This is a genomic window from Streptomyces sp. NPDC004667 (genome assembly GCF_040609475.1).
Taxonomy (GTDB): domain Bacteria; phylum Actinomycetota; class Actinomycetes; order Streptomycetales; family Streptomycetaceae; genus Streptomyces.
In genome coordinates, this window is record NZ_JBEXKC010000018.1 from 18,060 (window position 1) to 40,007 (window position 21,948).

16 protein-coding genes are annotated in these 21,948 nt (G+C 73.3%); 7 read left to right on the plus strand and 9 right to left on the minus strand.

The window, feature by feature from the left end; genetic code table 11:
* The first annotated feature begins 9 nt into the window (after positions 1 to 9).
* Positions 10 to 900, plus strand: coding sequence for a 2-hydroxy-3-oxopropionate reductase (locus tag ABZW32_RS12970; RefSeq protein WP_356214823.1), 891 nt, complete (start codon positions 10 to 12; stop codon positions 898 to 900).
* A 247-nt stretch (positions 901 to 1,147) separates the two neighbouring features.
* Entirely contained in the window at positions 1,148 to 2,605 is a 1,458-nt protein-coding gene (locus ABZW32_RS12975) for a catalase (RefSeq protein WP_266843586.1), read from the plus strand.
* Between the two features lie 407 nt (positions 2,606 to 3,012).
* Here ABZW32_RS12975 and ABZW32_RS12980 read toward each other — a convergent pair whose 3' ends face one another.
* Complete coding sequence (locus ABZW32_RS12980; RefSeq protein ID WP_356214825.1) at positions 3,013 to 4,407, minus strand: MFS transporter; 1,395 nt, start codon at positions 4,405 to 4,407, stop codon at positions 3,013 to 3,015.
* A 124-nt stretch (positions 4,408 to 4,531) separates the two neighbouring features.
* Between ABZW32_RS12980 and ABZW32_RS12985 the strand changes: the two genes are divergently transcribed.
* Both ABZW32_RS12985 and ABZW32_RS12990 read left to right on the plus strand, forming a co-directional pair.
* Positions 4,532 to 5,251: a TetR/AcrR family transcriptional regulator gene (locus tag ABZW32_RS12985; RefSeq protein ID WP_356214827.1), complete on the plus strand. Its 720-nt coding sequence runs from the start codon at positions 4,532 to 4,534 to the stop codon at positions 5,249 to 5,251.
* A 97-nt stretch (positions 5,252 to 5,348) separates the two neighbouring features.
* The gene (locus ABZW32_RS12990) at positions 5,349 to 5,930 is read left to right on the plus strand and encodes a helix-turn-helix domain-containing protein (RefSeq protein WP_356214829.1); all 582 of its coding nucleotides are present in this window, start codon (positions 5,349 to 5,351) and stop codon (positions 5,928 to 5,930) included.
* 116 nt (positions 5,931 to 6,046) lie between these two features.
* Here ABZW32_RS12990 and gcl read toward each other — a convergent pair whose 3' ends face one another.
* Positions 6,047 to 7,834 (minus strand): glyoxylate carboligase, encoded by a 1,788-nt coding sequence (gene gcl / locus ABZW32_RS12995; RefSeq protein ID WP_356214831.1) that lies wholly within the window; start codon positions 7,832 to 7,834, stop codon positions 6,047 to 6,049.
* Between the two features lie 267 nt (positions 7,835 to 8,101).
* Here gcl and ABZW32_RS13000 point away from each other — a divergent pair, with 267 nt between their 5' ends.
* From ABZW32_RS13000 to ABZW32_RS13010, 3 genes are all read left to right on the plus strand, one after another.
* On the plus strand, positions 8,102 to 8,926 hold the full coding sequence (locus ABZW32_RS13000; protein ID WP_356214833.1) for a hypothetical protein: 825 nt from the start codon (positions 8,102 to 8,104) through the stop codon (positions 8,924 to 8,926).
* Positions 8,927 to 8,985: 59 nt separating this feature from the next.
* Positions 8,986 to 9,474 carry a glutathione peroxidase gene (locus ABZW32_RS13005; protein WP_356214835.1) on the plus strand — a complete coding sequence of 163 codons (489 nt, stop codon included), beginning with the start codon at positions 8,986 to 8,988 and terminating at the stop codon, positions 9,472 to 9,474.
* A 191-nt stretch (positions 9,475 to 9,665) separates the two neighbouring features.
* The gene (locus tag ABZW32_RS13010) at positions 9,666 to 10,613 is read left to right on the plus strand and encodes a hypothetical protein (protein WP_356214837.1); all 948 of its coding nucleotides are present in this window, start codon (positions 9,666 to 9,668) and stop codon (positions 10,611 to 10,613) included.
* Here the strand turns inward: ABZW32_RS13010 and ABZW32_RS13015 are convergent.
* The 7 genes from ABZW32_RS13015 to ABZW32_RS13045 are packed head-to-tail and all read right to left on the minus strand — an operon-like array spanning position 10,603 to position 21,942.
* Positions 10,603 to 13,290: an AAA family ATPase gene (locus tag ABZW32_RS13015; protein WP_356214839.1), complete on the minus strand. Its 2,688-nt coding sequence runs from the start codon at positions 13,288 to 13,290 to the stop codon at positions 10,603 to 10,605. The two genes, ABZW32_RS13010 and ABZW32_RS13015, sit on opposite strands and share 11 nt — an antisense overlap.
* Positions 13,287 to 14,654 carry a hypothetical protein gene (locus ABZW32_RS13020; RefSeq protein ID WP_356214841.1) on the minus strand — a complete coding sequence of 456 codons (1,368 nt, stop codon included), beginning with the start codon at positions 14,652 to 14,654 and terminating at the stop codon, positions 13,287 to 13,289. The genes ABZW32_RS13015 and ABZW32_RS13020 overlap by 4 nt, the downstream gene beginning before the upstream one ends.
* A complete protein-coding gene (locus tag ABZW32_RS13025; RefSeq protein ID WP_356214843.1) occupies positions 14,651 to 15,304 on the minus strand; it encodes a 4Fe-4S single cluster domain-containing protein in 654 nt (217 codons plus the stop codon). Before ABZW32_RS13025 ends, ABZW32_RS13020 begins: the two co-directional genes overlap by 4 nt.
* Entirely contained in the window at positions 15,301 to 16,884 is a 1,584-nt protein-coding gene (locus tag ABZW32_RS13030; protein WP_356214845.1) for a vWA domain-containing protein, read from the minus strand. The genes ABZW32_RS13025 and ABZW32_RS13030 overlap by 4 nt, the downstream gene beginning before the upstream one ends.
* Positions 16,881 to 18,215 (minus strand): hypothetical protein, encoded by a 1,335-nt coding sequence (locus tag ABZW32_RS13035; protein WP_356214846.1) that lies wholly within the window; start codon positions 18,213 to 18,215, stop codon positions 16,881 to 16,883. Before ABZW32_RS13035 ends, ABZW32_RS13030 begins: the two co-directional genes overlap by 4 nt.
* Positions 18,212 to 20,758: a hypothetical protein gene (locus ABZW32_RS13040; RefSeq protein WP_356214847.1), complete on the minus strand. Its 2,547-nt coding sequence runs from the start codon at positions 20,756 to 20,758 to the stop codon at positions 18,212 to 18,214. The genes ABZW32_RS13035 and ABZW32_RS13040 overlap by 4 nt, the downstream gene beginning before the upstream one ends.
* Positions 20,755 to 21,942, minus strand: coding sequence for a hypothetical protein (locus ABZW32_RS13045; RefSeq protein WP_356214849.1), 1,188 nt, complete (start codon positions 21,940 to 21,942; stop codon positions 20,755 to 20,757). The genes ABZW32_RS13040 and ABZW32_RS13045 overlap by 4 nt, the downstream gene beginning before the upstream one ends.
* Between the last annotated feature and the right edge of the window lie 6 nt (positions 21,943 to 21,948).

Sequence of the window (21,948 nt, forward strand, 5' to 3'; positions counted from 1 at the left end):
ACCCTCATCATGAGCACCCTCCCCAAGATCGCCTGGATCGGCCTCGGAATCATGGGCTCCCCCATGGCCGAGAACCTCCTGAAGGCCGGCTACTCGGTCACCGGCTTCACGCTGGAGCAGGACAAGCTGGACCGCCTGGCCGCCGCCGGCGGCTCCGCGGCCGGCTCGATCGCCGAGGCCGTCAAGGACGCCGACGTCATCATCACGATGGTGCCCGCCTCCCCGCAGGTCGAGGCCATCTCCTACGGTGAGAACGGCATCCTGGAGAACGCGAAGTCCGGCGCGCTGATCATCGACATGTCGTCGATCACCCCGCAGACCTCGGTCGACCTCGCGAAGAACGCCGCCGCCAAGGGCATCCGCGTCATCGACGCCCCGGTGTCCGGCGGCGAGGCCGGCGCCATCGAGGCCGTCCTGTCGATCATGGTGGGTGGCGAGCAGGCCGACTTCGACGAGGCCCTCCCGGTCCTCCAGGCCCTCGGCAAGGTCATCGTCCTGTGCGGTCCGCACGGCTCCGGCCAGACGGTGAAGGCCGCCAACCAGCTCATCGTCGCGGTGAACATCCAGGCGTGCGCCGAGGCCGTCGTCTTCCTGGAGAAGTCGGGCGTGAACCTCACCGCCGCCCTGGACGTCCTCAACGGCGGTCTGGCCGGCTCCACGGTCCTGACCCGCAAGAAGGACAACTTCCTGAACCGCGACTTCAAGCCCGGTTTCCGGATCGACCTGCACCACAAGGACATGGGCATCGTCACCGACGCCGCCCGCAACGTCGGTGCGGCCCTTCCGGTCGGCGCGGTCGTCGCCCAGCTCGTGGCCTCGCTGCGCGCCCAGGGTGACGGCGGCCTGGACCACTCCGCGCTGCTCCGCGCGGTCGAGCGCCTCTCCGGCGCCCAGGTCTGATCCACCCCCCGCGGCGGCCCGCTGTCCCGGGCCGCCGCCCGCCCCCGCACGAACGGGGGCCCGAGTTTCCGGATGGTGCCGGTGCTGACACCTGTCCTGTCGCGCCCAAGTGCCGGCACCGTCCGGATCACCTCTCCTCTCTTCTTTCTTTCAACAAACTGTTGACGATGAGTTCACGCCGAAATTAGGCTGTTTCGCATGACGGAAGACGCTTTCCGTCAACAGTTGTCCCGTACGGAAGGTCACCATGTCGAAGCGCACGCTGACGACCGAGTCCGGCGCCCCGGTCGCCGACAATCAGAACTCCGCCACCGCCGGCGTCGGTGGCCCGCTCCTGGTCCAGGACCAGCAGCTGCTGGAGAAGCTCGCCCGCTTCAACCGCGAGCGCATCCCGGAGCGCGTGGTACACGCCCGCGGCAGCGCCGCCTACGGCTACTTCGAGGTGACCGACGACGTCACCGCGTACACCAGCGCGGCGTTCCTGAACACCGTCGGCAAGAAGACCGAGACCTTCCTGCGCTTCTCCACCGTGGCCGACTCGCTCGGCGGCGCGGACGCGGTCCGCGACCCGCGCGGCTTCGCCCTGAAGTTCTACACCGAAGAGGGCAACTACGACCTCGTCGGCAACAACACCCCGGTGTTCTTCATCAAGGACCCGATCAAGTTCCCCGACTTCATCCACTCCCAGAAGCGCGACCCCTTCACGGGCAAGCAGGAGCCGGACAACGTCTGGGACTTCTGGGCGCACGCCCCCGAGGCGACGCACCAGATCACCTGGCTGATGGGTGACCGCGGCATACCGGCGTCCTACCGCCACATGAACGGCTACGGCTCCCACACCTACCAGTGGACCAACGCCCAGGGCGAGGCCTTCTTCGTCAAGTACCACTTCAAGACGAACCAGGGCATCCGCTGCCTGTCGGGCGAGCAGGCCGCCGAGGTCGTCGGCAAGGACGCCAACTCGCACCAGACCGACCTGCTCCAGGCGATCGAGCGCGGCGTGAACCCGAGCTGGACCCTCTACGTCCAGGTCATGCCCGCCGCCGAGGCCGCGGACTACCGCTTCAACCCGTTCGACCTCACCAAGGTGTGGCCGCACAGCGACTACCCGCTGCAGCGCGTGGGCCGTCTGGTCCTCGACCGCAACCCGGACAACGTCTTCGCCGAGGTCGAGCAGTCCGCCTTCTCCCCGAACAACTTCGTCCCGGGCATCACCGCCTCGCCGGACAAGATGCTCCAGGGCCGCCTGTTCGCGTACGCCGACGCCCAGCGCTACCGCCTCGGTGTGAACCACACCCTGCTGCCGGTCAACGCCCCGAAGGCGACGCAGGCCGACAACTACGGCCGCGACGGCGTCATGGCGCTGCGCAACGGCTCGCGCCACGACAAGAACTACGAGCCCAACTCGTACCAGGGTCCGGCCGAGACCGGTCTCGCGCTCGGCGCCCCGAAGGCCGTCTCCGGCTACACGGGCACCCACGAGGCCCCGGCCCACACCAAGGACGACGACTTCTTCCAGGCCGGTGAGCTCTACCGTCTGATGTCGGAGGCCGAGAAGGAGCGTCTGGTGGCGAACATCGCCGGCGGTCTCTCCCAGGTCACCCTGGAGGACGTCATCGAGAAGAACCTGGCTCACTTCCACGCCGCCGACGCCGACTACGGCAAGCGCGTCGAGGAGGCCGTCCGCGCCCTGCGCGACGCCTGAGCCGCAAGTTGTACCTGGGGCCTGACGGGAGGTCATGCCCCGGGTGCTAGCCCGCACCGCGGACCCGGATGAGGGGTGGTACGCGGTGAGGGCAGGACGAGGACCGTGACGGGCGTGTGAGCCAGTGCGGTGGTAATGGGTTCCGAGGCCCGTCTCTTGACCTGAGGGAGACGACGCCGGAGTTCTCGTCACCGCCCGTCGCGGTCCCAGCCACCCTTCTCCTCCTCCACGTACAGGGGCCACGCACAGAGCCCCTGCCCGTGGAGCGGGAGGACCCTCCCCCAGTCTCCGCCCGGCGGTGCGAACGTCCTGTCGCGCCAGCCTCGCTCCGTCGGGCGGTCACCAACCAGAGCGCCGAGTCACGGACGGTCCCGTGACTCGGCGCTTTGCCGTTCCCCCGTACGGGCTCAGGCGCGCGCGGTCCGCGGCAGCCGGGCGGAGAGCAGCAGGGCGACGACGAGCAGGGCAGCCGTGGCGAGCGCGGTGCCCCCGAGGGCCTCGGCTGGGCCGCGGCCGTGGTCGGTGAACGCCGACCAGACGGTGACGAGCAGGGCCACGCCCACGGCGTTCGCCAGCTGCTGCACCGCGTTGAGCACTCCGGAGGCCGAGCCGACCTGGTCGTCGGCCACACCCGCCAGGATCACGTCGAAGAGCGGCGGGATCACCAGGCCCATCCCGAGGCCGGTCACCGCCGTACCCGGCAGCAGCCGCCAGCCGTCAACGGCTCCGTCCGCGGTGGCGGCCAGCAGGCCGAGGCCGAGCGCGGTGAGCACGATGCCCGCCTGGATCACCGCCCGGCCGTGCCGCGCCGCGAGGGCGCCCGCCGGGCCGGCGGTGGCGGCGATCCCGAGGACGAGGGGGGCGACGGCATAGCCCGCACCTTCCGGCGAGAGCCCCAGGGGTCCCTGGAAGAACAGGGAGAGCACCAGCATCAGCCCGGTGAAGGCGGCGAAGAAGGCCACGGCCACCGCGATGCCGCTGGTGTACCCGCGGTTGGCGAGCAGGGCCGGGGCCATCAGCGGGGAGGAGCGCCGGTGCTGGAGCCGGGCGAACAGCCAGAAGCCGAGCGGCCCGGCCGCTGCCGTCAGGAGGCTCCACAGGGGCCAGCCCAGCTCCCGCCCCTGCACCAGGGGGTAGACCAGGGCTCCGGAGGCCGCCCCCGCCAGCAGCATGCTCGGCACGTCGAGGCGCAGGCCCCTGTCGGGCACGCCGTGCGGGAGCAGGCGGGCGGCCCCCAGCAGGGCGGCGAGGCCCACGGGCAGGTTCACCAGGAAGACCAGGCGCCAGCCGGAGCCGAGGAGGTCCGCGCCGGTGAGCAGTCCGCCCAGGACCGGCCCGGCGACCGCGCAGAGCCCCATCACCGGGCCGAACAGCCCCAGGGCCCGCGCCAGTTCCGGACCCTCGAAGACCTCCTTGACGATGCCGAAGCCCTGGGGCAGCAGGAGCGCGCCGAAGGCGCCCTGCGCGGCCCGGGCGGCGATGAGCCAGGCGGGGCCGGGGGCGAAGGCGCACAGGGCGGAGGCGAGGGTGAACCCGGCGGCGCCCAGCAGGAACAGGCGTCGGCGCCCGTAGCGGTCCCCCAGGCGGCCGGCGGTGATCAGCAGGACGGCGAAGGGCAGGGTGTAGCCGGCCTGGAGCCACTGGGCGGTCTCGCGGCCCCCGCCCAGGTCGGCGGCGATCGCGGGGGCGGCCACGCCCGTGATGGTGGCGTCGAGCAGGTCCATCACCTCGGCGGCCAGGACCACGGCCAGGACGGCCCAGCGGTGCGGGTACGGCGGTTTCGGCCGGTGCGGCGGATTCATCGGGTTCTCCCCCTTGGAACGGAGCGAGCGCGGACGGATGGACGCGACCCGCTTGACGAACGGTGTTCGTTACGAACAACGTTCGCCACGAACACCGTTCGCTGTCAAGTGCTAGCCTTCCTCCATGCCGCCGACACCGCCCCGCTCCCGCAGCACCCGCTCGCGCCCCGCCAAACCGCCGCTCAGCGAAGCGGCCGTCGTCGACGCGGGGCTGCGGGTCCTGCGCCGCGAGGGCCTCGACGCGGTCACCATGCGCAAGGTGGCCGCCGAGCTCGACACCGGACCCGCGTCCCTGTACGTGTACGTCTCCCAGCGCGACGAACTGCTGCGCCTGATGCACGACTCCGTCATCGCGACGGTCCCGCTGCCCGTGATCGAGCCGGCGCACTGGCGCGACCAGCTGGCCGGACTGCTCGTCGAGGTGGTCCACGCCCTCAACGCCCACCCCGGCATCGGCCGGGTCTCGCTCGGCGACATCCCCACCGCCCCGGCCTGGCTGGACCTGTTCGACCGGATCCTCGGCCTGCTGCTGGCGGGCGGCGTGCCCCGCCAACGCGCGGCCTGGGGCTGCGATCTGATCGCCCTGCACATCGGCGCGGTCACCTACGAGGTGGGCGCCGCGGACCCCGCGGCGGGCGACGGCCCGGACGCCCTCCAGGGCGCCCTGGACGCCCGCCACGAGCGGATCTCCATCGAGGAGCGCCTGGCCGGGCTCGATCCCGCCCGGCACCCGCACCTGGCGGCCAGTACCGCCGAGCTGGCCGCGGGGCCGGCCGCGGCCCGACTGGCGCTCGGCATCGAGGTGCTGATCGGCGGTCTGGCCGGGGAATCGCGCGAGGACTGAGGGCCCGGGACGGGTCCACGGCGGGGCCGCGCGGGCTATCGTTGCGATCTGACTGAAAGGTCAGTCAAGTCCGTCCGAGCAAGGGGTGCGAGCAAGAGTGGCCGACCGTCAATCGTTGATCCTGGAAGCAGCCGTACGCGTCATCGCCCGCAGCGGCGTCAGAGGGCTGCGGGTCGAGGAACTGGCGACCGAGGCCGGGGTGTCCACCGCCCTCATCTACTACCACTTCAAGGACCGCGCCGGCCTGGTCCAGCGCACCCTCGCCTTCATCAGCGACCGAGCCACCGTCTACACCGACGAGGCCGTCGAGGGCACCGAGGACGCCCGGGCCGTCCTGCTCCAGCTGCTGCTCGGCGAGCTCCAGGACACCCCCCGGGTGCGCGAGAACAGCATCGCCTGGGGCGAGCTGCGGGCCACCGCCATCTTCGACGCGGACCTGCGCGCCGCCCTCGCCGAGTCCACCCGCAACTGGAACCGGGACACCGCCGATGCCGTGGCGGACGCCCAGGCGGCCGGTCAGGCCGATCCGGCCGCGGTCCCGCTGGACGTGGCGGAGCGGCTGAACTCCCTGGTGGAGGGCTTGAGCGAGCGCTGGCTGAGCGGCTCGATGGAGCTGGAGCGGGCCCGGACGTTGCTGGAGGGCGCGGTGGACGCGGAGTTGGGCCCGCACCCCGGCTGACCGGACGGGTCCACGGCACGCGGAACGGCCCCGTACCTCCCTGAGGAGGTACGGGGCCGTTCCGTGCCGTCACACCGCCCCCGGCGCGGTGATCACCGCGCCGGGGGCGCGGACCGTCAGACGGACAGCGGGCGGATCGCGGTCGGGGCGTGGCCCGGCTCGGTCGCCAGCTCCTCGAACTCGGTGACGTCGCTCATGTCGACCGTCTTGCTCATCGCGATGTTGGTGATGCGCTCCAGGATGGCCTCGACGACGACCGGGACCTGGAACTCCTGCGCCAGCTTCTTGGCCTCCTCGAAGGCCTCGCCCAGCTTGTCCGGGTCGGTGACGCGGATGGCCTTGACGCCCAGGCCCTCGGCGACCTTGACGTGGTCGACGCCGTAGACGCCGAGCTCCGGGGTGTTGATGTTCTCGAATTCGAGGTTGACCTCGAAGTTGATGCCGAGGCCGCCCTGCGCCTGGCGGATCAGGCCCAGGTAGGCGTTGTTCACGAGGACGTGGACGTAGGGGACCTTGTGCTGGGCGGCGACGGCCAGCTCTTCGATCATGAACTGGAAGTCGTAGTCGCCGGACAGGGCGACGACCGGGGTCTCCGGCTCCGCGGTGGCGGCACCGATGGCGGCCGGGATGGTCCAGCCGAGCGGGCCGGCCTGGCCGCAGTTGACCCAGTTGCGCGGCCGGTAGACGTGCAGGAACTGCGCGGCGGCGATCTGGGAGAGGCCGATGGTGGTGACGTAGCGGGTCTCCGGGCCGAACGCCTTGTTCATCTCCTCGTAGACGCGCTGCGGCTTCAGGGGGATGTTGTCGAAGTGCGTGCGGCGCTGCAGGGTCGCCTTGCGCTCCTGCGCGGAGGCGGCCCAGGCGGAGAAGTCCGGCAGCTTGCCCTCGGCCTTGAGCTCCTTGGCGATCTCGATGAAGAGCTCCAGCGCGGCCTTGGCGTCGGAGGCGATGCCGAAGTCCGGGGCGAAGATCTTGCCCAGCTGGGTCGGCTCGATGTCGACGTGGACGAACTTGCGGCCCTTGGTGTAGGCGTCCAGGTTGTAACCGGTGTGACGGTTGGCCCAGCGGTTGCCGATGCCGAAGACGAAGTCCGACTCCAGGAACGTGGCGTTGCCGTAGCGGTGCGCGGTCTGCACGCCGACCATGCCGGCGGCCAGCTCGTGGTCGTCCGGGATGGTGCCCCAGCCCATCAGGGTGGAGATGACGGGGACGTTGACCAGCTCGGCGAACTCGACCAGCAGGTCGGAGGCGTCGGCGTTGATGATGCCGCCGCCGGCGACGATCAGCGGGCGCTCGGACTCCAGCAGGAACTGCAGGGCCTTGGCGGCCTGGGCGCGGGTGGCCTGCGGCTTGTAGACCGGCAGCGGGGAGTAGGTCTCCGGGTCGAACTCGATCTCGGTCAGCTGGACGTCGATCGGGAGGTCGATCAGGACCGGGCCCGGACGGCCGGAGCGCATCAGGTGGAAGGCCTCCTGGAACACGCCGGGAACCTGGGCGGCCTCCAGGACGGTCGTGGCCTTCTTGGTGACCGGCTTGGCGATCGAGGCGATGTCGACGGCCTGGAAGTCCTCCTTGTGGAGCTTCGAGACCGGAGCCTGACCGGTGATGCACAGGATCGGGATCGAGTCGGCGATCGCCGAGTACAGGCCGGTGATCATGTCGGTGCCGGCGGGACCCGAGGTGCCGATGCAGACGCCGATGTTGCCGGCCTTGGCGCGGGTGTACCCCTCGGCCATGTGCGAGGCGCCCTCGACGTGGCGGGCCAGCGTGTGGCCGATCCCGCCCACGTTCTTGAGCTCGCGGTAGAACGGGTTGATCGCGGCGCCGGGGACACCGAACGCTTGTTCGACACCCTCGAGCTTGAGGATCTCCACTGCAGCGGCGGCGGCTGTCATACGAGGCATCGAGTTCTCCTGCGGGTCCGGCGGTCAGACTTTTTCCGTAATGCGGAATTTTTGTTCTGCTATACGGAACAAGCTAAGCGGCCACTTCGCGCACGTCAAGGCGGTGGGGCACCTCGGAACCCACCAAAAGGCGCATCTCGTTCGGTGAGTTGCACAAATGGCCGGTCCTTCGGCCGGATCCGGCGGCAATCCGCGCCCCTGCCCGCCCCGGCGGTCGCCGGTGGTGGAGCATGGGAGCACGCACGGCGACGGAGGGGGCCGGGTCACATGGCGGAAGCGGTACGGGTGCGCTGCCCGGGATGCGGGCGCGAGAACGGCTACGCGGCCCCCTCCTTCCCCTGCGCCTGCGGAAACCCCGTGGCCCCTCCCCTGGACCCGTCGGCCGAGGCCCGGCCGCTGACGCACCGCACCTGGTCGCAGAGCTGGGTGGTGGTGCGGTGCGGGGCCTGCGGACGGGAGGGCGAGTGGCCGCAGCCGGAGCTGGGCTGCGGGACGTGCGGAACGGTGGTCCGGGTCCCGGTCCGCCCGCCGGGGGCGGCGGCGGACGGGGGCACGGAGGCGGCGGGCCCGGCGACAGCGGGCGCGGCGACAGCGGGCGCGGGGGGCCGGACTGCACCGGCGGGGGCGGATCCGCGTGCGGAGGCGGGAGCCGGGTCGGGAGCCGGACCGGGAGCCGGTTCGGCTTCCGGGTCGGGAGCAGTCGCGCGGCCGGCGTTCCGGCCGGTGACCATCCGTACGGGGACGGACGCGGTGGTGACGGCCGCGCTGTACCTGCGCTGGCTCGGCTTCCAGGACGTGCGGCGGCCCGACGGCGTGGCGATCCCCTCGGCGGCGGCGGACCTGCGGGCCCCGGGGGTGGTGGCGCAGGTGGACCCGACCACGGCCCCGGTCGGGCTGCGGGCGGTGGAGTGCGTCTGGCTGAACGGCCTGACGGCCGCCGCGACCGGCGTCTACTTCTCCCTCGCCGGGTACACGGAGGAGGCCCGGAGCCGGGCGGACGAACTGGCCGTACCGCTGTTCGTCATGGACCTGAGGGGCGTGCCGCAGCCGGTCAACGACCCGGCGGACGAACTGGTGGCGCAGGGGGCCTAGGCTCGGAGGGCGCGGGCCCGTGCCCGCCCGTTCTTCCCCTGCCTGCCGAGGAGAGCCCGATGAGCCTGTACGACATCCCGCTGACCACCCTGGACGACGAGCCCACCAGCCTCGCGGCCCACAAGGGCAAGGCCGTCCTCCTCGTGAACACCGCCTCCCAGTGCGGGCTCACCCCGCAGTACTCGGGGCTGGCCCGGCTGCAGTTCAAGTACGCCGAGAAGGGCTTCACCGTCATCGGTGTGCCCTGCAACCAGTTCGGCGGTCAGGAGCCGGGCACCGCGGAGGACATCCAGACCTTCTGCGCGGCCGGTTTCGGCGTGACCTTCCCGATGCTGGAGAAGTCCGAGGTCAACGGCGAGAACCGGCACCCCCTGTACCGCGAGCTGGTGCTGACCCCGGACGCCGAGGGCGAGGCGGGGGACATCCAGTGGAACTTCGAGAAGTTCCTGATCTCCCCGGCCGGCGAGGTCGTCGCGCGCTTCCGTCCGCGCACCGAGCCCGAGGCTCCCGAGGTCATCGCCGCGATCGAGGCGCACCTGCCCGCGTAGGCGATCCGCCCGCGCAGGCGCACCGGCCCGCAGCCGCATCGGCCGCGGGCCGGTCGCGTCACGGCCGGAAGCGAAGCGATACGACGCCGCCGTCGCCTCCTCGTCCCCGCCGAGCGCTGCGGAACCGATCCGGGGAGAGTAGTCGCGCAAGTGCCGGATGCGGACGGGGTCACGGCGATACGGTGATCGCCATGGACGACGCCAGACGAGAGATAGCCGACGCGCTGGGCGCCACCGGCGTCGACGACGCGGAAGTCGCTCTGCGCGTGCTGGGCTGCGCCTTCCGGTGGGCGACGGCGGCGGTGCGGCAGGTGGGCACCGACGCCGGCGGCGCCCACGCGCTCGGGGCCCTGTACGCGCTGGACGACGCGCTGGAGCACGGCCGTGAACTGGAGGGGGCGCTGCCCGCGCTGCTGGCCGCCGCGATGCCCGGGGACCGGGTGGGCGGCGGTACGGACGGGCTGGTGCGGCGGCTCGCCGAGGTGACCGGGCGCGTCGCGGAGGAACGGGCCGAGCTGGAGAAGCTCGTGGCGACGCAGGAGGCCCTGCGCACCCGGCTGGAAGAGCACGGGGAACTGCACCGCCAGGTGGACGAACTGCGCCGGCTGGAACAGCTGGTCGGCTCGCTGGACGCGTTCCGGGAGCAGCAGCAGGTCATCGAGGAGCGGCTGGCCGCGCTGCGCGGCCGGGATGCGGGGGTCGACGACGCCCTGCGCACGAGCGGCGACGCGCTGATCCGCCTCTCGGACGACCAGCTGGCCGCCCTGGCTCCGCAGACCAGGCAGGTGCTCGAACGGGCCGCGGCCGTGCAGAGCGCGCTGGCCGCCGAGGAGCGCGAGCGCGACGAGGGAGCGGCGGCGCTCGCGTCCGGGCAGGAGCTCCTGGAGCGGGTCCGGGCCGAACGGGGCGCGCAACTGGTGTCGTTGAGGCTTCACGCGGAGGCCGACCGCGACCTCGCGCGGGCCCTGCTCGCCCCGGCGGGATCCGGTGGCGATGGTCCTGAGCCGGCTTCGCTGGAGCGGGTGGAGGCCGCCGTGGCGGACATCGAGCGGCGGCTCGGGGAGGCGGACCGGGTGCTGGGCCGCGTCCTGGAAGCGCGTGACTCCCAGGACGCGGAGGGGCGTCCGGTCATCCGGTGACCGGGCCTCCCGGCCCGCGGCCGCCCGGCGCGGTGCCGCCCGGCGCCGGGTCCGGGACGTCCGCCGGTTCGAACTCCAGCGGGACGACGGGGCCGGGACCGGCGGAACCGGAGCCGGGTACCTGCGGCCAGCCGTGCACCGCGAACCGGGCCGCCATCCTGCCTTCCATGTCCTCCAGCAGCCCGCGGACCGTCCGGGCGTTGCCGAAGCCGGCCGGATCGGCCGCGCGCTTGCGCTCCAGCCAGAGCGCGGCCCGGTCCGCCACGCCCGCCCCGAGGGCATAGCCCTCGGCGGCGGCCGACCGGCGCAGGACCTCCACCAGGTCGGCGGTGGAGTACGGGGGGAACGGGATCGGTTCCGTGAACCGGGACTTCAGCCCGGAGTTGGAGTCGAGGAACTCCGCCATCTCCCGCGGGTAGCCCGCGGCGATCACGACCAGACGGCCCCGCCAGTGCTCCATCTCCCGGGTCAGGGTGTCGATGGCCTCGGCTCCGTAGCCCCCGTACGAGGTGTCGCGGGCCAGGCTGTAGGCCTCGTCGAGGAACAGGACGCCGTCCAGCGCGTCCCGCACGGCCTTCTGCACCTTGGGGGCGGTCTCCCCGATGTGGACGCCCACGAGTTCGGCGCGGGTGACCTCCAGCACGTGCCCCTTGCGCAGCAGGCCGAGGTCCCGGAACATCCTGCCGACCAGCCGGGCCACCGTGGTCTTCCCAGTCCCCGGCGGCCCGGTGAACAGCAGGTGCGGCGCCGCGAAGACGCCTCCCCCCTTGGCCTGGCGCAGTCGCAGCCGGTTGGCCAGGTGCGTGAGGTGTTCCCTGACCGGGCCCAGCCCCACGTAGCGGTCGAGTTCCGCCAGCAGGGCCACCGGGTCGGGGGCCGGCGGGGCCAGGTGCGTCCGGTGGGCCTCCGGGATGTCCTCGGGCGTGACCGGCTCGTGGACGCGGCCCCGGACGCGGGCGGCCCACCGCGTGTAGATGCCGTCGGCGAGGGTCCGCATGTCCCGTGCGTTGCCGAAGGACGCGTCCTTGGTCCGGTGCATCCCCTCGACGATCCGCGCGAGCTGCTCCTCGGCGTCGGGGCTCAGCCCCACACCCCGCCGGGTGAGCCGCCCCAGGAGGATGGCGAGCAGGGTGTCGGGGGGATAGTCCGTGAAGTCCAGGACGGTCGGGAACCGGCTCCTCAGACCCGTGTCGGAGTCCAGGAACTCCTCCATCTTCTCGCGGTATCCGGCCGCCACGACGGCCAGTCGGCCGCGGTCGTTCTCCATGCGGCTGAGGAGCGCCCGGATCGACTCGCCCCCGAACCCTTCGAGCTGGTCGCTGAGTCCGTACGCCTCGTCGATGAAGAGCACTCCGTCCAGTGCCCGGTCCACCGTCTCGTCGGTCAGCCCGGCCGTCTGGCCGACGTATCCCGCGACGAGGTCCCGTACCCGTGCCTCGACGACGTGTCCCCGGCCGAGCAGCCCCAGATCGCGGTACATCTCCCCGACCAGCCGGGCCACGGTGGTCTTCCCGGTCCCGGGATTTCCGGCGAACACCAGGTGGAGGGAGGGGAGTTCGGCCTCGGTGGCGTGGCCGGCGGCCCGCAGGGCCGTGGTGGCCTCCACCTCGGCCCGCAGCTGACGGAAGTGCTCCTTGACCGCGTCCAGTCCCGGCATGACGGAGAGCCGTTCCCAGGCCGTGCGGGGGTCGGTGTCGGCGCCCTCGATCCAGCCGCGGACGGCGTCCCCGTCCAACGGGTCGTCCGCCGCCGTCAGTCGTGCCAGCCGGGACCGCCAGGTCCGGGTCTTGCAGGGCTGGCCCGCCATCGCCCGCACGATCGGCCCCAGTTCCCTCCAGTCACCGATCCGCAGTCCTTCCCGCAGCCGCGTCGCGTGGATCAGCCGTTCCAGCTCGGCTGCCTGCGGGTACCCGATCCGGGCCGTGCCGGGACGTCCCGGGGTCTGCGACTGCTGGCGCACGAAGGTTTCCAGCAGGGGGAAGGCGCCCTGTTCCGCGACGAACCGGGCCACGGCGTCCAGGGTCGGCCTGCGGAAGACGAGCACCCACAGGTTGCGGCCGTCGCTCTGCTGGGCCCAGTCCGCCATGGCGTGCGCCAGCTGCCGTGCCGCACCGTGGTGGCGCAGGACCTCCTCGGCGTACGGGAACACCACCGCGGTCCGGTGCTCGCGCCCGCGCAGGTGCGCGGTGAGCGTCATCACCCCGAACGGATCGGAGACGCCCGTCGCCGACGGTGCGGGCCCACCGCCGCCCGCGCCGCCGGCCGGGGCCTCCCGCTGTTCCCCGGTGGCGCCGCGCGGGCCGAGGCCGGACACCAGCATGCCGCCGAGCGGGCCCTTGAGCTGCGCGTGGCGCATGGTGCCCGGCGCCCGGCGCGGCGCGGGAGCACTGCGGGACAGGCCCCGGGAGCCGTGGTCGCGGAAGTAGACGGGATCCTGCAGCGAGCTGAAGACGATCCGCTCGTAGCCCTCGGCGCGCAGCAGCCGCCACAGGGTTTCCTCCAGGGTGCGCACCTGGTGGGCGCCGTCGACGAAGACGTCGTCCACGCCCGGACCGTAGAGGACGGCGAACGGTTCACCGCCGCGCAGCACGGCGGCCGGGAACCGTTCCACGGCCGGCCCGGGCGCGGGCTGCGGGACGCCCGGCCCGGCCGCGGGCGGCGTCACGGCGCCGGTCATGCCGTCCCGGGCCGGGGCTGCCGGCGGGTGCGGTGACGTTCGATGTCGCGCAGCAGCGGGTCCGGGTCGCCCTTCTCGCTCACCGGCTCCGACACCCGCAGGCCCTCCGCCGCCAGGCCCTGTCCGATCGCCCGGGCCCGGGCGGTGAGATCGGCCTCGGCGGTGGTGTCGTGGTCGTAGGAGTGCACCCGGATGACGCATTCCCCGTCGTCCTGGACGGCCTGCGAGATGTCCAGGACGATCTCGTTGCCGTTGTCGTGGCGGAGTTTGGCGTAGTAGGCGCCGCGGGGGTCGGCATCCTCGTACTCGCCGTCGACGAGGTCGTAGTAGGCGTAGTCGCTGAGGGTCTGGGCGACGGCGTCGGCGAGGTTCACCCGGATCTGCGAGGCCAGCTGGCGCATGCCGGCCCGTTCCACGACGTCCCCGAGTGCGCCTTCGAGCTCCGGCGCCCGCTCCCGCAGCGCGTTCAGTTCGCCGGTGTCGGTCATGTCGTCGCGGGCCCGCGACAGGGCCCGCTCCGTCTCCCGGTCCAGCTCGTCGAGTTCCCCGCCCGACCAGTAGGCGACGTCGAGCGTGTACCCGTCCAGGGGTTGGCCGTCCGGACCGAGGACGGGGCGCTCCCGGTTGCCCTCGATCAGCTTCCCGATCCGCACCAGGGCCTCCACGGCGGCGGTCTGGGCCCAGGAGCGGTCCAGCTCGCGCTGCTCGATCTCCAGCCGCAGTTCGCTGAGCGAGTGGTACGTCTCCTGCGCCACCGCGAGGGCCGCGTCGAAGCGGCCGGCCGCCGTGTTCTGCTCGGCGGTGGACAGCCTTCGCGTCAGCCGGTCCAGTTCTCCGGGAGCGTAGCGCTCGTGCGGCAGCGACCCCTCGATCAGACCGGCCATGGCCCGGCCGTCGGAGAGCCAGGAGCGGACGGTCTCCTCGGCCCGCGCCCGGTCCTGCTTCATCACGTCGATCTCCCCGGACAGCCGGGCCGTCTCGGCACGGCGTTCGGCGCGCTCCGCCGCGATCTCCAGGCGTACGGCCTCCTGGTGCGCGGCCAGCTGCCGCCGGGACTCCTCCTGGATGCGGCCCGCGGTCTCGTCCAGGGTCCGGTGCAGGTCCCGGGCCTGCTCCTGGAGCCGTCGCGAGGTGTCGGCCTCCAGCTGCCGGGTCTGCGCGCTGAGGCCGCGCACCACTTCCTCGTGCCGGCGCTGGCGCTCCTCGACCCTGCCGAAGGTGCGGTCGATGTCGGCGCGGGTCTGCTTGCGGACGTCGTCGATCAGCCGTGGCAGGTTGCGCTGCACCTCCTTCAGCTTCTGCGCGTCGCGCTGGAGGCGGTACCACTCGGACTCGTCGACCTGGATGCGCTTCCTACCGCTCATGGGGCAAGTTCCCTTCGGGTGGGCGTGTCGGCTCGGACGGAGTCGACGGCGGCGTCGAAGGCGGCCAGCAGCCCGGTCGGTGGTACGCCGACGAGCAGGGCCTCCGGGCCGCTGATGGCGATCTCGGCCGTCCTGGGGCGGCGGGCGAAGTCGTACCCGCAGTCCGCCAGCCGCCGGGTGAGGTGGTGGATCCGCTGGTTGGCGCTGCCGCGCAGTCCGCGGCCGTCGTCCAGCGCCGCCACGTACCGGCCGTCGATCAGTACGTCGACCTCGGACAGGAGTGCGGCGACCCCCGGGGACGGTGGCGCGGAGCGGAGCCGTTCGAGCCGGTAGCCGGTGAAACAGATCACGGAGAGCTCGCGGTCCTCCCGGGCCAGCCGTGCCACCTCGGCGAGTCCGGCCGCCTGCAGCATCGGCTCACCGCCCGAGAAGGTCAGGCCGTCCACCCGCGGATCGCCCAGCAACTCGGCTGCCAGGGAGGCCGGTTCGGCCGGCCGGGCCGGCCGCTCGGGTATCCAGTCGGGCGACATGCAGCCGGCGCAGCGGAAGGGGCATCCCTGCACCCAGAGCACCGACCGCAGGCCCGGCCCCAGCGCCTCGGTGCCGACCCGGGTCGCGGCGACGTTCAGCGTCGGCGTGGCGGCGCTCATCGGGGACTGCCGGTGAAGGTGTCGGACGGGCCGGACGCGAACCGCCCGGACACGTAGGTGAACGACACCCCGTTGACGACCACGTCCCGGTCGGGGAGACAGGTCGCGGTGCTCTCCCGGGCGGTGGAGCCGTCCGGCGTGTAGCGGATCAGCAGGTCGATCCTGGGGCCGGTGTCGGTCGACCGGCGCCGCCCGCGGACCCTGCCCCGGCCGCCGACCGACGGCGGACGCAGCGTCACCGCGCGGCCGGTCAGCACGACCCGGTCGGTGAACGCGTCACCGAACACCCGGGTCACCAGCAGCTCGCCGCGCAGGGGCGGCCGGTGGATCCTGCGCCAGTACAGCCAGCCGGCCAGCAGCACGAGCGCGCCGCCGCCCAGCACCCCGGGCAGGAAGCCCGCCGACCCCACCGTGGCCCGCAGCGGCACCGCCGCCCGCGTGACGCGCACCCCCTGGGGAACGTTCAGTCGTACGTCCGGGGCGAGCGCCGGCTCCCACGGGGAGGTCACCCGGCCGGACAGCTTCAGCGTGGTGTCGGCGTCCTTCACCCGGCGGTACGGCAGGGGGCCCGCCGACAGCCGGCCCCTCAGCCGTACGTCGAAGGACCGGGACTCGCCGGGCTGGAGGGTCAGTTGCCCCGGCAGTCCGTCCAGTGTGACGGACGGGTCGCCGAGCGAGGCGCTCGCGCCGGTGACCGTCAGGGGGACGTGCCGGGAGGTCGAGCGGAGCGTGAGCTTCGCGGTCGCCGACCCGTCCGTGAGATCGCTGCGCCCGGCGTCCTGCCACTGCGCGGTCACCCCCTGGCCGACGTCCCCGGCCAGCAGCAGCTGCGCCTTGCGGATCCGGGTGCGTTCCCCGGCCCTGGCCAGGTACGCGCCGAGGTCCTGGATGCTGTCGGGGCGCAGGACGGTGGTGTTCTTCACGACGTCGCCGAGCAGGCCCGCGCCCGTCGCTCCGTTGCCCAGCGGCAGCGCGTACCCGGCCAGTTCGGTGCGTCCGACGAGGGCCTGCGCGCGGCCGCGCAGCGCGGTCCAGGCGGGACCGGTGGAGTCGGGGTAGCCGGAGCCGGCGACGGGGTGGTGCTCGCCGTCGGTGAGCAGCACCACGGAGGCGACCGCCGAGACGTGGTCGCGTTCGAGTTCGGTCAGTGCCGCGTCGAGCGCCGCGCCGATGTCGGTGTCCCCGGCGGGGTCGGGTGCGGCGGGCAGTTTGGACATGATCGCGGCGCTGTCGCCGGCCGAGCCTACGTAGCGCGGCTGCGGACGGGAGTCGAAGGTGAAGAGCGCGACGTGGTCCTTGGGCGACATGCCGTTCAGGAAGCCGCCGAGGGTCGAGCGGACCGTGTCGTAGCGGCCGTCCTGGTTCATCGACCCGGAGGTGTCGACGAGGACGACGTAGTCGGCGGGCTGGTCGTCGAGCCCGAGGGCCTGGTAGACCTCCGCGCGGGAGGGGGCCGGGTCGGTGGTCGTCGCCCGTGCGGTCGCCGGCGGGGCGGCCAGCAGGACGGCGGTCACCAGAGCGGCCCCTCCGCGCGCGGCGCGCGCGAACCGGGATGCCCGTGGCGGGCTGGGGTGCTTCACGGACCTGCTCCCTCGAGGTCGGTCGGCAGGGTGCCGAGGGGGATTTCGCCGGGCGCGGCGGAGCCCAGCGGGTGCAGCACGAGATGGGCCGTTCCGTCGACGGCGATGCGTACTCCCACGTGGAAGCGGTCGCCCTCGCCTCCCGCGGGGAGGGTCAGGGTGCCCACGGCCTCGGCGCGCTCGCCCCGGGCGTCACGCACCCGCACCCGTACGGGCGGCGCGGGACCGGCGGGGGACGCCGTCCCCGTGGCCACCGGGACGCGGTGTCCGCCGGTTTCGGCGAAGACCGTGGCGCCACCGGGTTCCAGCACTCCGGCGGGGCTGATCACCAGTTCCTCGGACCGCGGAGCGCCGCCGACGACGCGGTGGGTGCCCACGAGGACGGCGTGCGGGTAGCGGTCGCCCGGGTCGGCCCGGCCGGCGGCGACCAGCGCGGCGCCGAAGACGGCGGCGAGGGCGGGGTCCGTGGCACCGGGAAGCGCCACGAGCGGCCCGTGCCGGGCGGCGAGGTGCCCGACCAGCGGGCCGAAGCGGGCGGCGCCCCCCACCGCGATCACCGGCGGGGCCTGCGCTCCGTCCAGGGCCTCGTCGAGCACCCGGTCGAGTCCTTCCGTGAGCCTTCCGAGGGCCCGGCGCACCGCGCCCGCGGTGATCTCCCGCCCGTCCACCCGGTGGACCGCCGTGTCGTCGTACCGCCCGCGGTGGCTGTCCGCGCGGCGCAGGGCGATGCCGAGCCGCTCGGCGGCACCCGTCTCTCCCCGGGCCCCGGCCAGTGCCCGCAGTCCCGCGCCGTCGTCCGGCAGCCCGACGGCGGCGAGCAGCGCCCGGTCGAGTCCGCCTCCGTAGCCGTCGGCGGGAGCGTGCCACGCCCGGCCGGTGACGGCCACGGTGCCGGACACCGGTACGCACACCGACACCTCCGCCGCGCTCGCGCCGAGGTCGCAGACGGTGTAGCGCGCCGAGGGCGGCGCGCCCTCGTGCCGGAGCAGCGCCAGCACCGCGTGCGGCGTGCCCAGTACCCGGATCCGCGGTGCCGGGCGCGTGCCGTGGACGGCGGCCAGCGCGTCGGCCGTCCGGTCCGCGGCCCCGGCACGGTCCTGCTCCCGGACGACCAGCACCACCCGGTCGGGGATTCCGTGGCTCCCGCAGTACTCCCCGTAGGCGGCCCGCAGGGCGGAGTCGCGTCCGGCGGCCGCGTCCTGCGGTACGGGCACGCCCTCGCCGGGTACCGAGCCGGACAGCCGGGCCAGCTCCGGGGCACCGTAGGCGCCGAGCACGGCGATGCGCGTGAAGCGGGTGCCCGCGTCGACGGCGACGGCCGTGGCGGTCATGGTTTCCCCCAGGGGAGCCGGTCGCGCAGCTTCTTCTTCTCCTCCGGCGGGGGCTGCCACGGATCGGGATCGTGGTAGGCCGGCGGTGCCTGGGGTTGTGCGGGGGGCGGGGGCGATGAAGGGGGTGGGGACTGGGGGGCGCCCCGGCGGGGGCCGCCCAGCCGGGTGAGGATCTGATGGTGGCGTTCCGTCTCCGCGTAGCTGAACTGGCGGAGCTGCCCGCACAGGTCCCGGGCCCACTCGTTCCGCCCGAGTTCCCGGTACAGGGCCAGGCCCAGTCCGGGTGCCCGTCGGTCCAGATCGCACCCGAGCTCGTACACGGCCCGGGGTCCCCTGCTGTACAGCAGGGGCACGAGCTCGACCACCAGGGGCGGGGAGAAGTTCCGGTCGGGGCAGGCCTCGACGATGACCCTGGCCAGTTCGCCGAGGTCCTCACCGGCGAGGACCGCCTTGCGCAGCTTCCAGACGGGACGCAGCCAGCCCAGCCGCTGGCGGCGGCCGAAGGCCGTGACCAGGTCCTCGGGCAGTACGTCGATCCACAGGCCGGGGTCCTCGGCGAGCCGCCGTTCCAGGCTGTCGCAGACGACCTCCTCGGTGCTGGGGCGTTGCTTCATCAGCTGGGTCAGCACGGTCCACGAGGTGGGGTCGGGCGTGTCGCCCAGCAGTGCCTCGACCGCGAGCCTCTTCAGGTCGGGATCGGCGTCGATCCGCTGGATCACGGCGGACGCGTAGGGCCGGGCGGCGCCGGGGGCGGTGAGCCCCCGGAGCCGGGGCATCGTCGGGACCGGTCGGCGTCCGTCGTGCACGATGGCGCCGGCGATCGCGCACAGCAGGTCCGCGTCCGCGGCCACCTGCGGGTCGAGTCCGGGCCCGCCCGGTGCGGCGACCCTGTCCAGCTCGGTGATCAGCTGCTGCGGGGCCGTCCTCAGCGCGACCTCGCGCAGGCGCGGCCACATGAGGCCGACGACGTCCGGCGTGCCGTTGCGTGCGGCGGCGTCCAGCGCGATCAGCCAGGCGTCCTCACCGGCGTCGGTGAACTCGGTGACGTCGGAGGCCAGCGCCTGGCCGGCGCGCCTGTCACCGGTGAGCACCGCGGCGAACCGCAGCCATCCGGCGGGGCCGTTGCCCCCGTCCGCCAGGGCCGACCGGACGATCCGGCGGAGCGGCGAGAGGTCGTGGGTGCGGTCCTTCAGGAGCGTGCGCAGCCATGCGTCCCGCACCTCGCGCGAGCCGGTCAGTACCCGGTCGGCGGCTTCCGAGGTGTGCCCGAGCTCGTGCTCCGTCCGGTAGATGAGCGCGGCGACCCAGCCGGGCTCCTGGCCCGGCGCCGTCGCCATGGCCGTGAACAGCTCGTCGAACGCGCCCGGCTGGTACGCCTCCAGGCCGCGCAGCACCCTCAGGTAGTCCGTGGCACGGGTGAAGGTGGCCTGCGAGGCCCGTGCGGCCAGGACGTCTTCGGCGAGCAGGCGGGGGGTCAGCGGGCTCCAGTACCGCAGCAGCGCCTCGGCCGGCGCGTGGCGGGCGAGGAAGGGCAGGAGCAGTCCCAGCTGCCGCTCGGTCAGGCCGTTCGGCGCGTACGTGTCCAGCACGCGGGTCACGTCGGCGAGTTCACCGCCGCCCTGGCCGATCTCCGTGAGCACGCTGTCCAGCAGGTCCGCCTCGCGCAGCGCCCGCAGGGCGGCCTTCGGGTCCTGGGAGGAGATGGCGTCGGCGGCGCCCAGGAGGTGCGCGACGAGTTCGGCGGTGGACTCCCGCCGGGCCCGGAGCCTGAGCAGCTCGTTCAGGTACTCGCGCCCCACGGCGGTCTGCGGCTCCGGCGGCCGGCTGCCCGCGTCCAGCCGGGCCTCGGCCTGCCCGGTCCGCGCGGCGGCCGCGAAGACCAGCATCAGGCGGTGCTCGGACTGGCCGGTCCAGGTGGCCGCGCTCAGCCAGGCGCGGCATCCGTACGGCAGGAGCGAGCAGACGGCGTCGAGGACCACGACCCGGTCGTCGGTGTCGGGGAGTCCGCCGCCGGGGGCCGGCACGATCGCCACCTGCCGTCCTTCCAGCAGCAGGGCCGCGATCCCGGCCGCCCAGTCGAAGCCCAGCCGGTCGACGGTCCGGGCGAGTTCGTCGGCCGTGGTCCGTCCGGCCTCGATGCCCACGGCGGCCTCCGCCGGCTCCGGCCGCGTGTGGGGGGCGGCCCGGTCCAGTGCGGTCCACGTCAGCCGGACGGTGCTCGCGGGGGTCCAGTCCACGACGAGCAGGCGCCAGGTGTAACAGGGGGCGCCGGTGCCGTCGACGCTGCCGTCCCAGGTCGTCTCGACCCGGGCGCAGGTGGGGCGTTCCTCCCCCGGCACACCGCTGAGGAAGACCCGCCAGGGCAGTCCCCCGGCGGTCTCCCGGTCGTCGGGGGTGCCGGTGGCGGCGCCCCAGTAGTAGCGCTCGGCCCGGTCGGAGGGGAGGCTGCCGCGCAGGACCTCGTAGCCCATGGTCCGCCCCGGGTACTTGCCCACCACCGACCAGTCGGCGGACAGCGGGTGGGTGTCGGATCCCTCGTTCACTGACCGCTCCGCTTCGCTCCGAAGAGGCCCGGCCTGGTGTGGATCCTGCGCTCCAGGTCGATCAGGGGTTCCAGGACGTTGATGGGCTCGGGGGAGGTGCAGATCCGCGGGCGCTCCTCGACCATCTCCACGTTGGCGTAGTTGTGGTAGTCGAAGACGTGCTGCGGGTTGAGCCGGAACCCGATGGCCGAGGTCGCGTAGTAGGAGATGCGGTCGGGGTGGAAGAAGGTGGCGAGCCCGTCGCGCACCATCCGGGCGGTGGACCCGCGGAACTCCTCGCACATCCACTGGAAGAAGCGGGCGCTGTGGTGCGCGGGCACGCGGGGCAGCCGGGATCCCACGGAGTCCTGGGTGACCCAGCCCGCCCTGACGGCGGGCTCGAAGATGGCGGGGTGGTCGAACTTGGCGACGCAGACGGAGACGTGGTGCGGAAGCCGGTTGTCGTGGTGCGCTCCCCTGTCCCGGACCCGGGTGTTCAGTTCGTTGAGCGTCGCGAAGAAGAAGCTGAAGCTCTCCGTCGCCTCCTCGGCGTCACCGAGCGGATCGAAGAGGTAGATCAGCCCCTGGGCGCGGGACAGTTGGTCGGTGATCTGCTCGTGCAGCGGATTGTTGCCCTGGAACACCTCGCCCGCGGCGTCGTTGATGTCCAGTACGAAGCTGGTTCTGCGACTGCGCTTGCGCAGGACGCCCGAGGACGGTTCCTCCCCCTGGACGGACCAGCTCATGCCGCGCAGGCCCACGCTCGCCTCCGGGAAGATCCGGCGGGTCGAGAGCCGCGTCACGCTGTCGTTCAGGAAGTTGTTCGCCTCCCTGCTCATGCCGCTGATCCGCCAGCTGCCCTGGCCGTACCGCTGGGCCTGCATCGCCGCGATCGGCAGCGCGCCGAGGAAGCTGGTCTTGCCGGAGCGCGGCGCGCCCCACAGTCCTATGCGGACGTGGTCCGTGGCGTCCGCGCCGGCTGGCGCGGTGGGGATGGGCGCCGGAGCCGAGTTGCCGTCCATGACGGGGACCTGGTCCTGCTGGTAGGGGTTCCCCGCGGGCCGGGTGGGGGGCCCGGACCACGGCTGCCCGTTGGGGGGCGGGGGCGGGGGCTTCAGGGGACCGCCCGCCAGGGGTATCGGGGAGCTGTCGGCCGGCGCGCCGGCGGGGGGCCTGTCGTTCGGGTCGTAGTATTCCTCGGCCATGGGGTC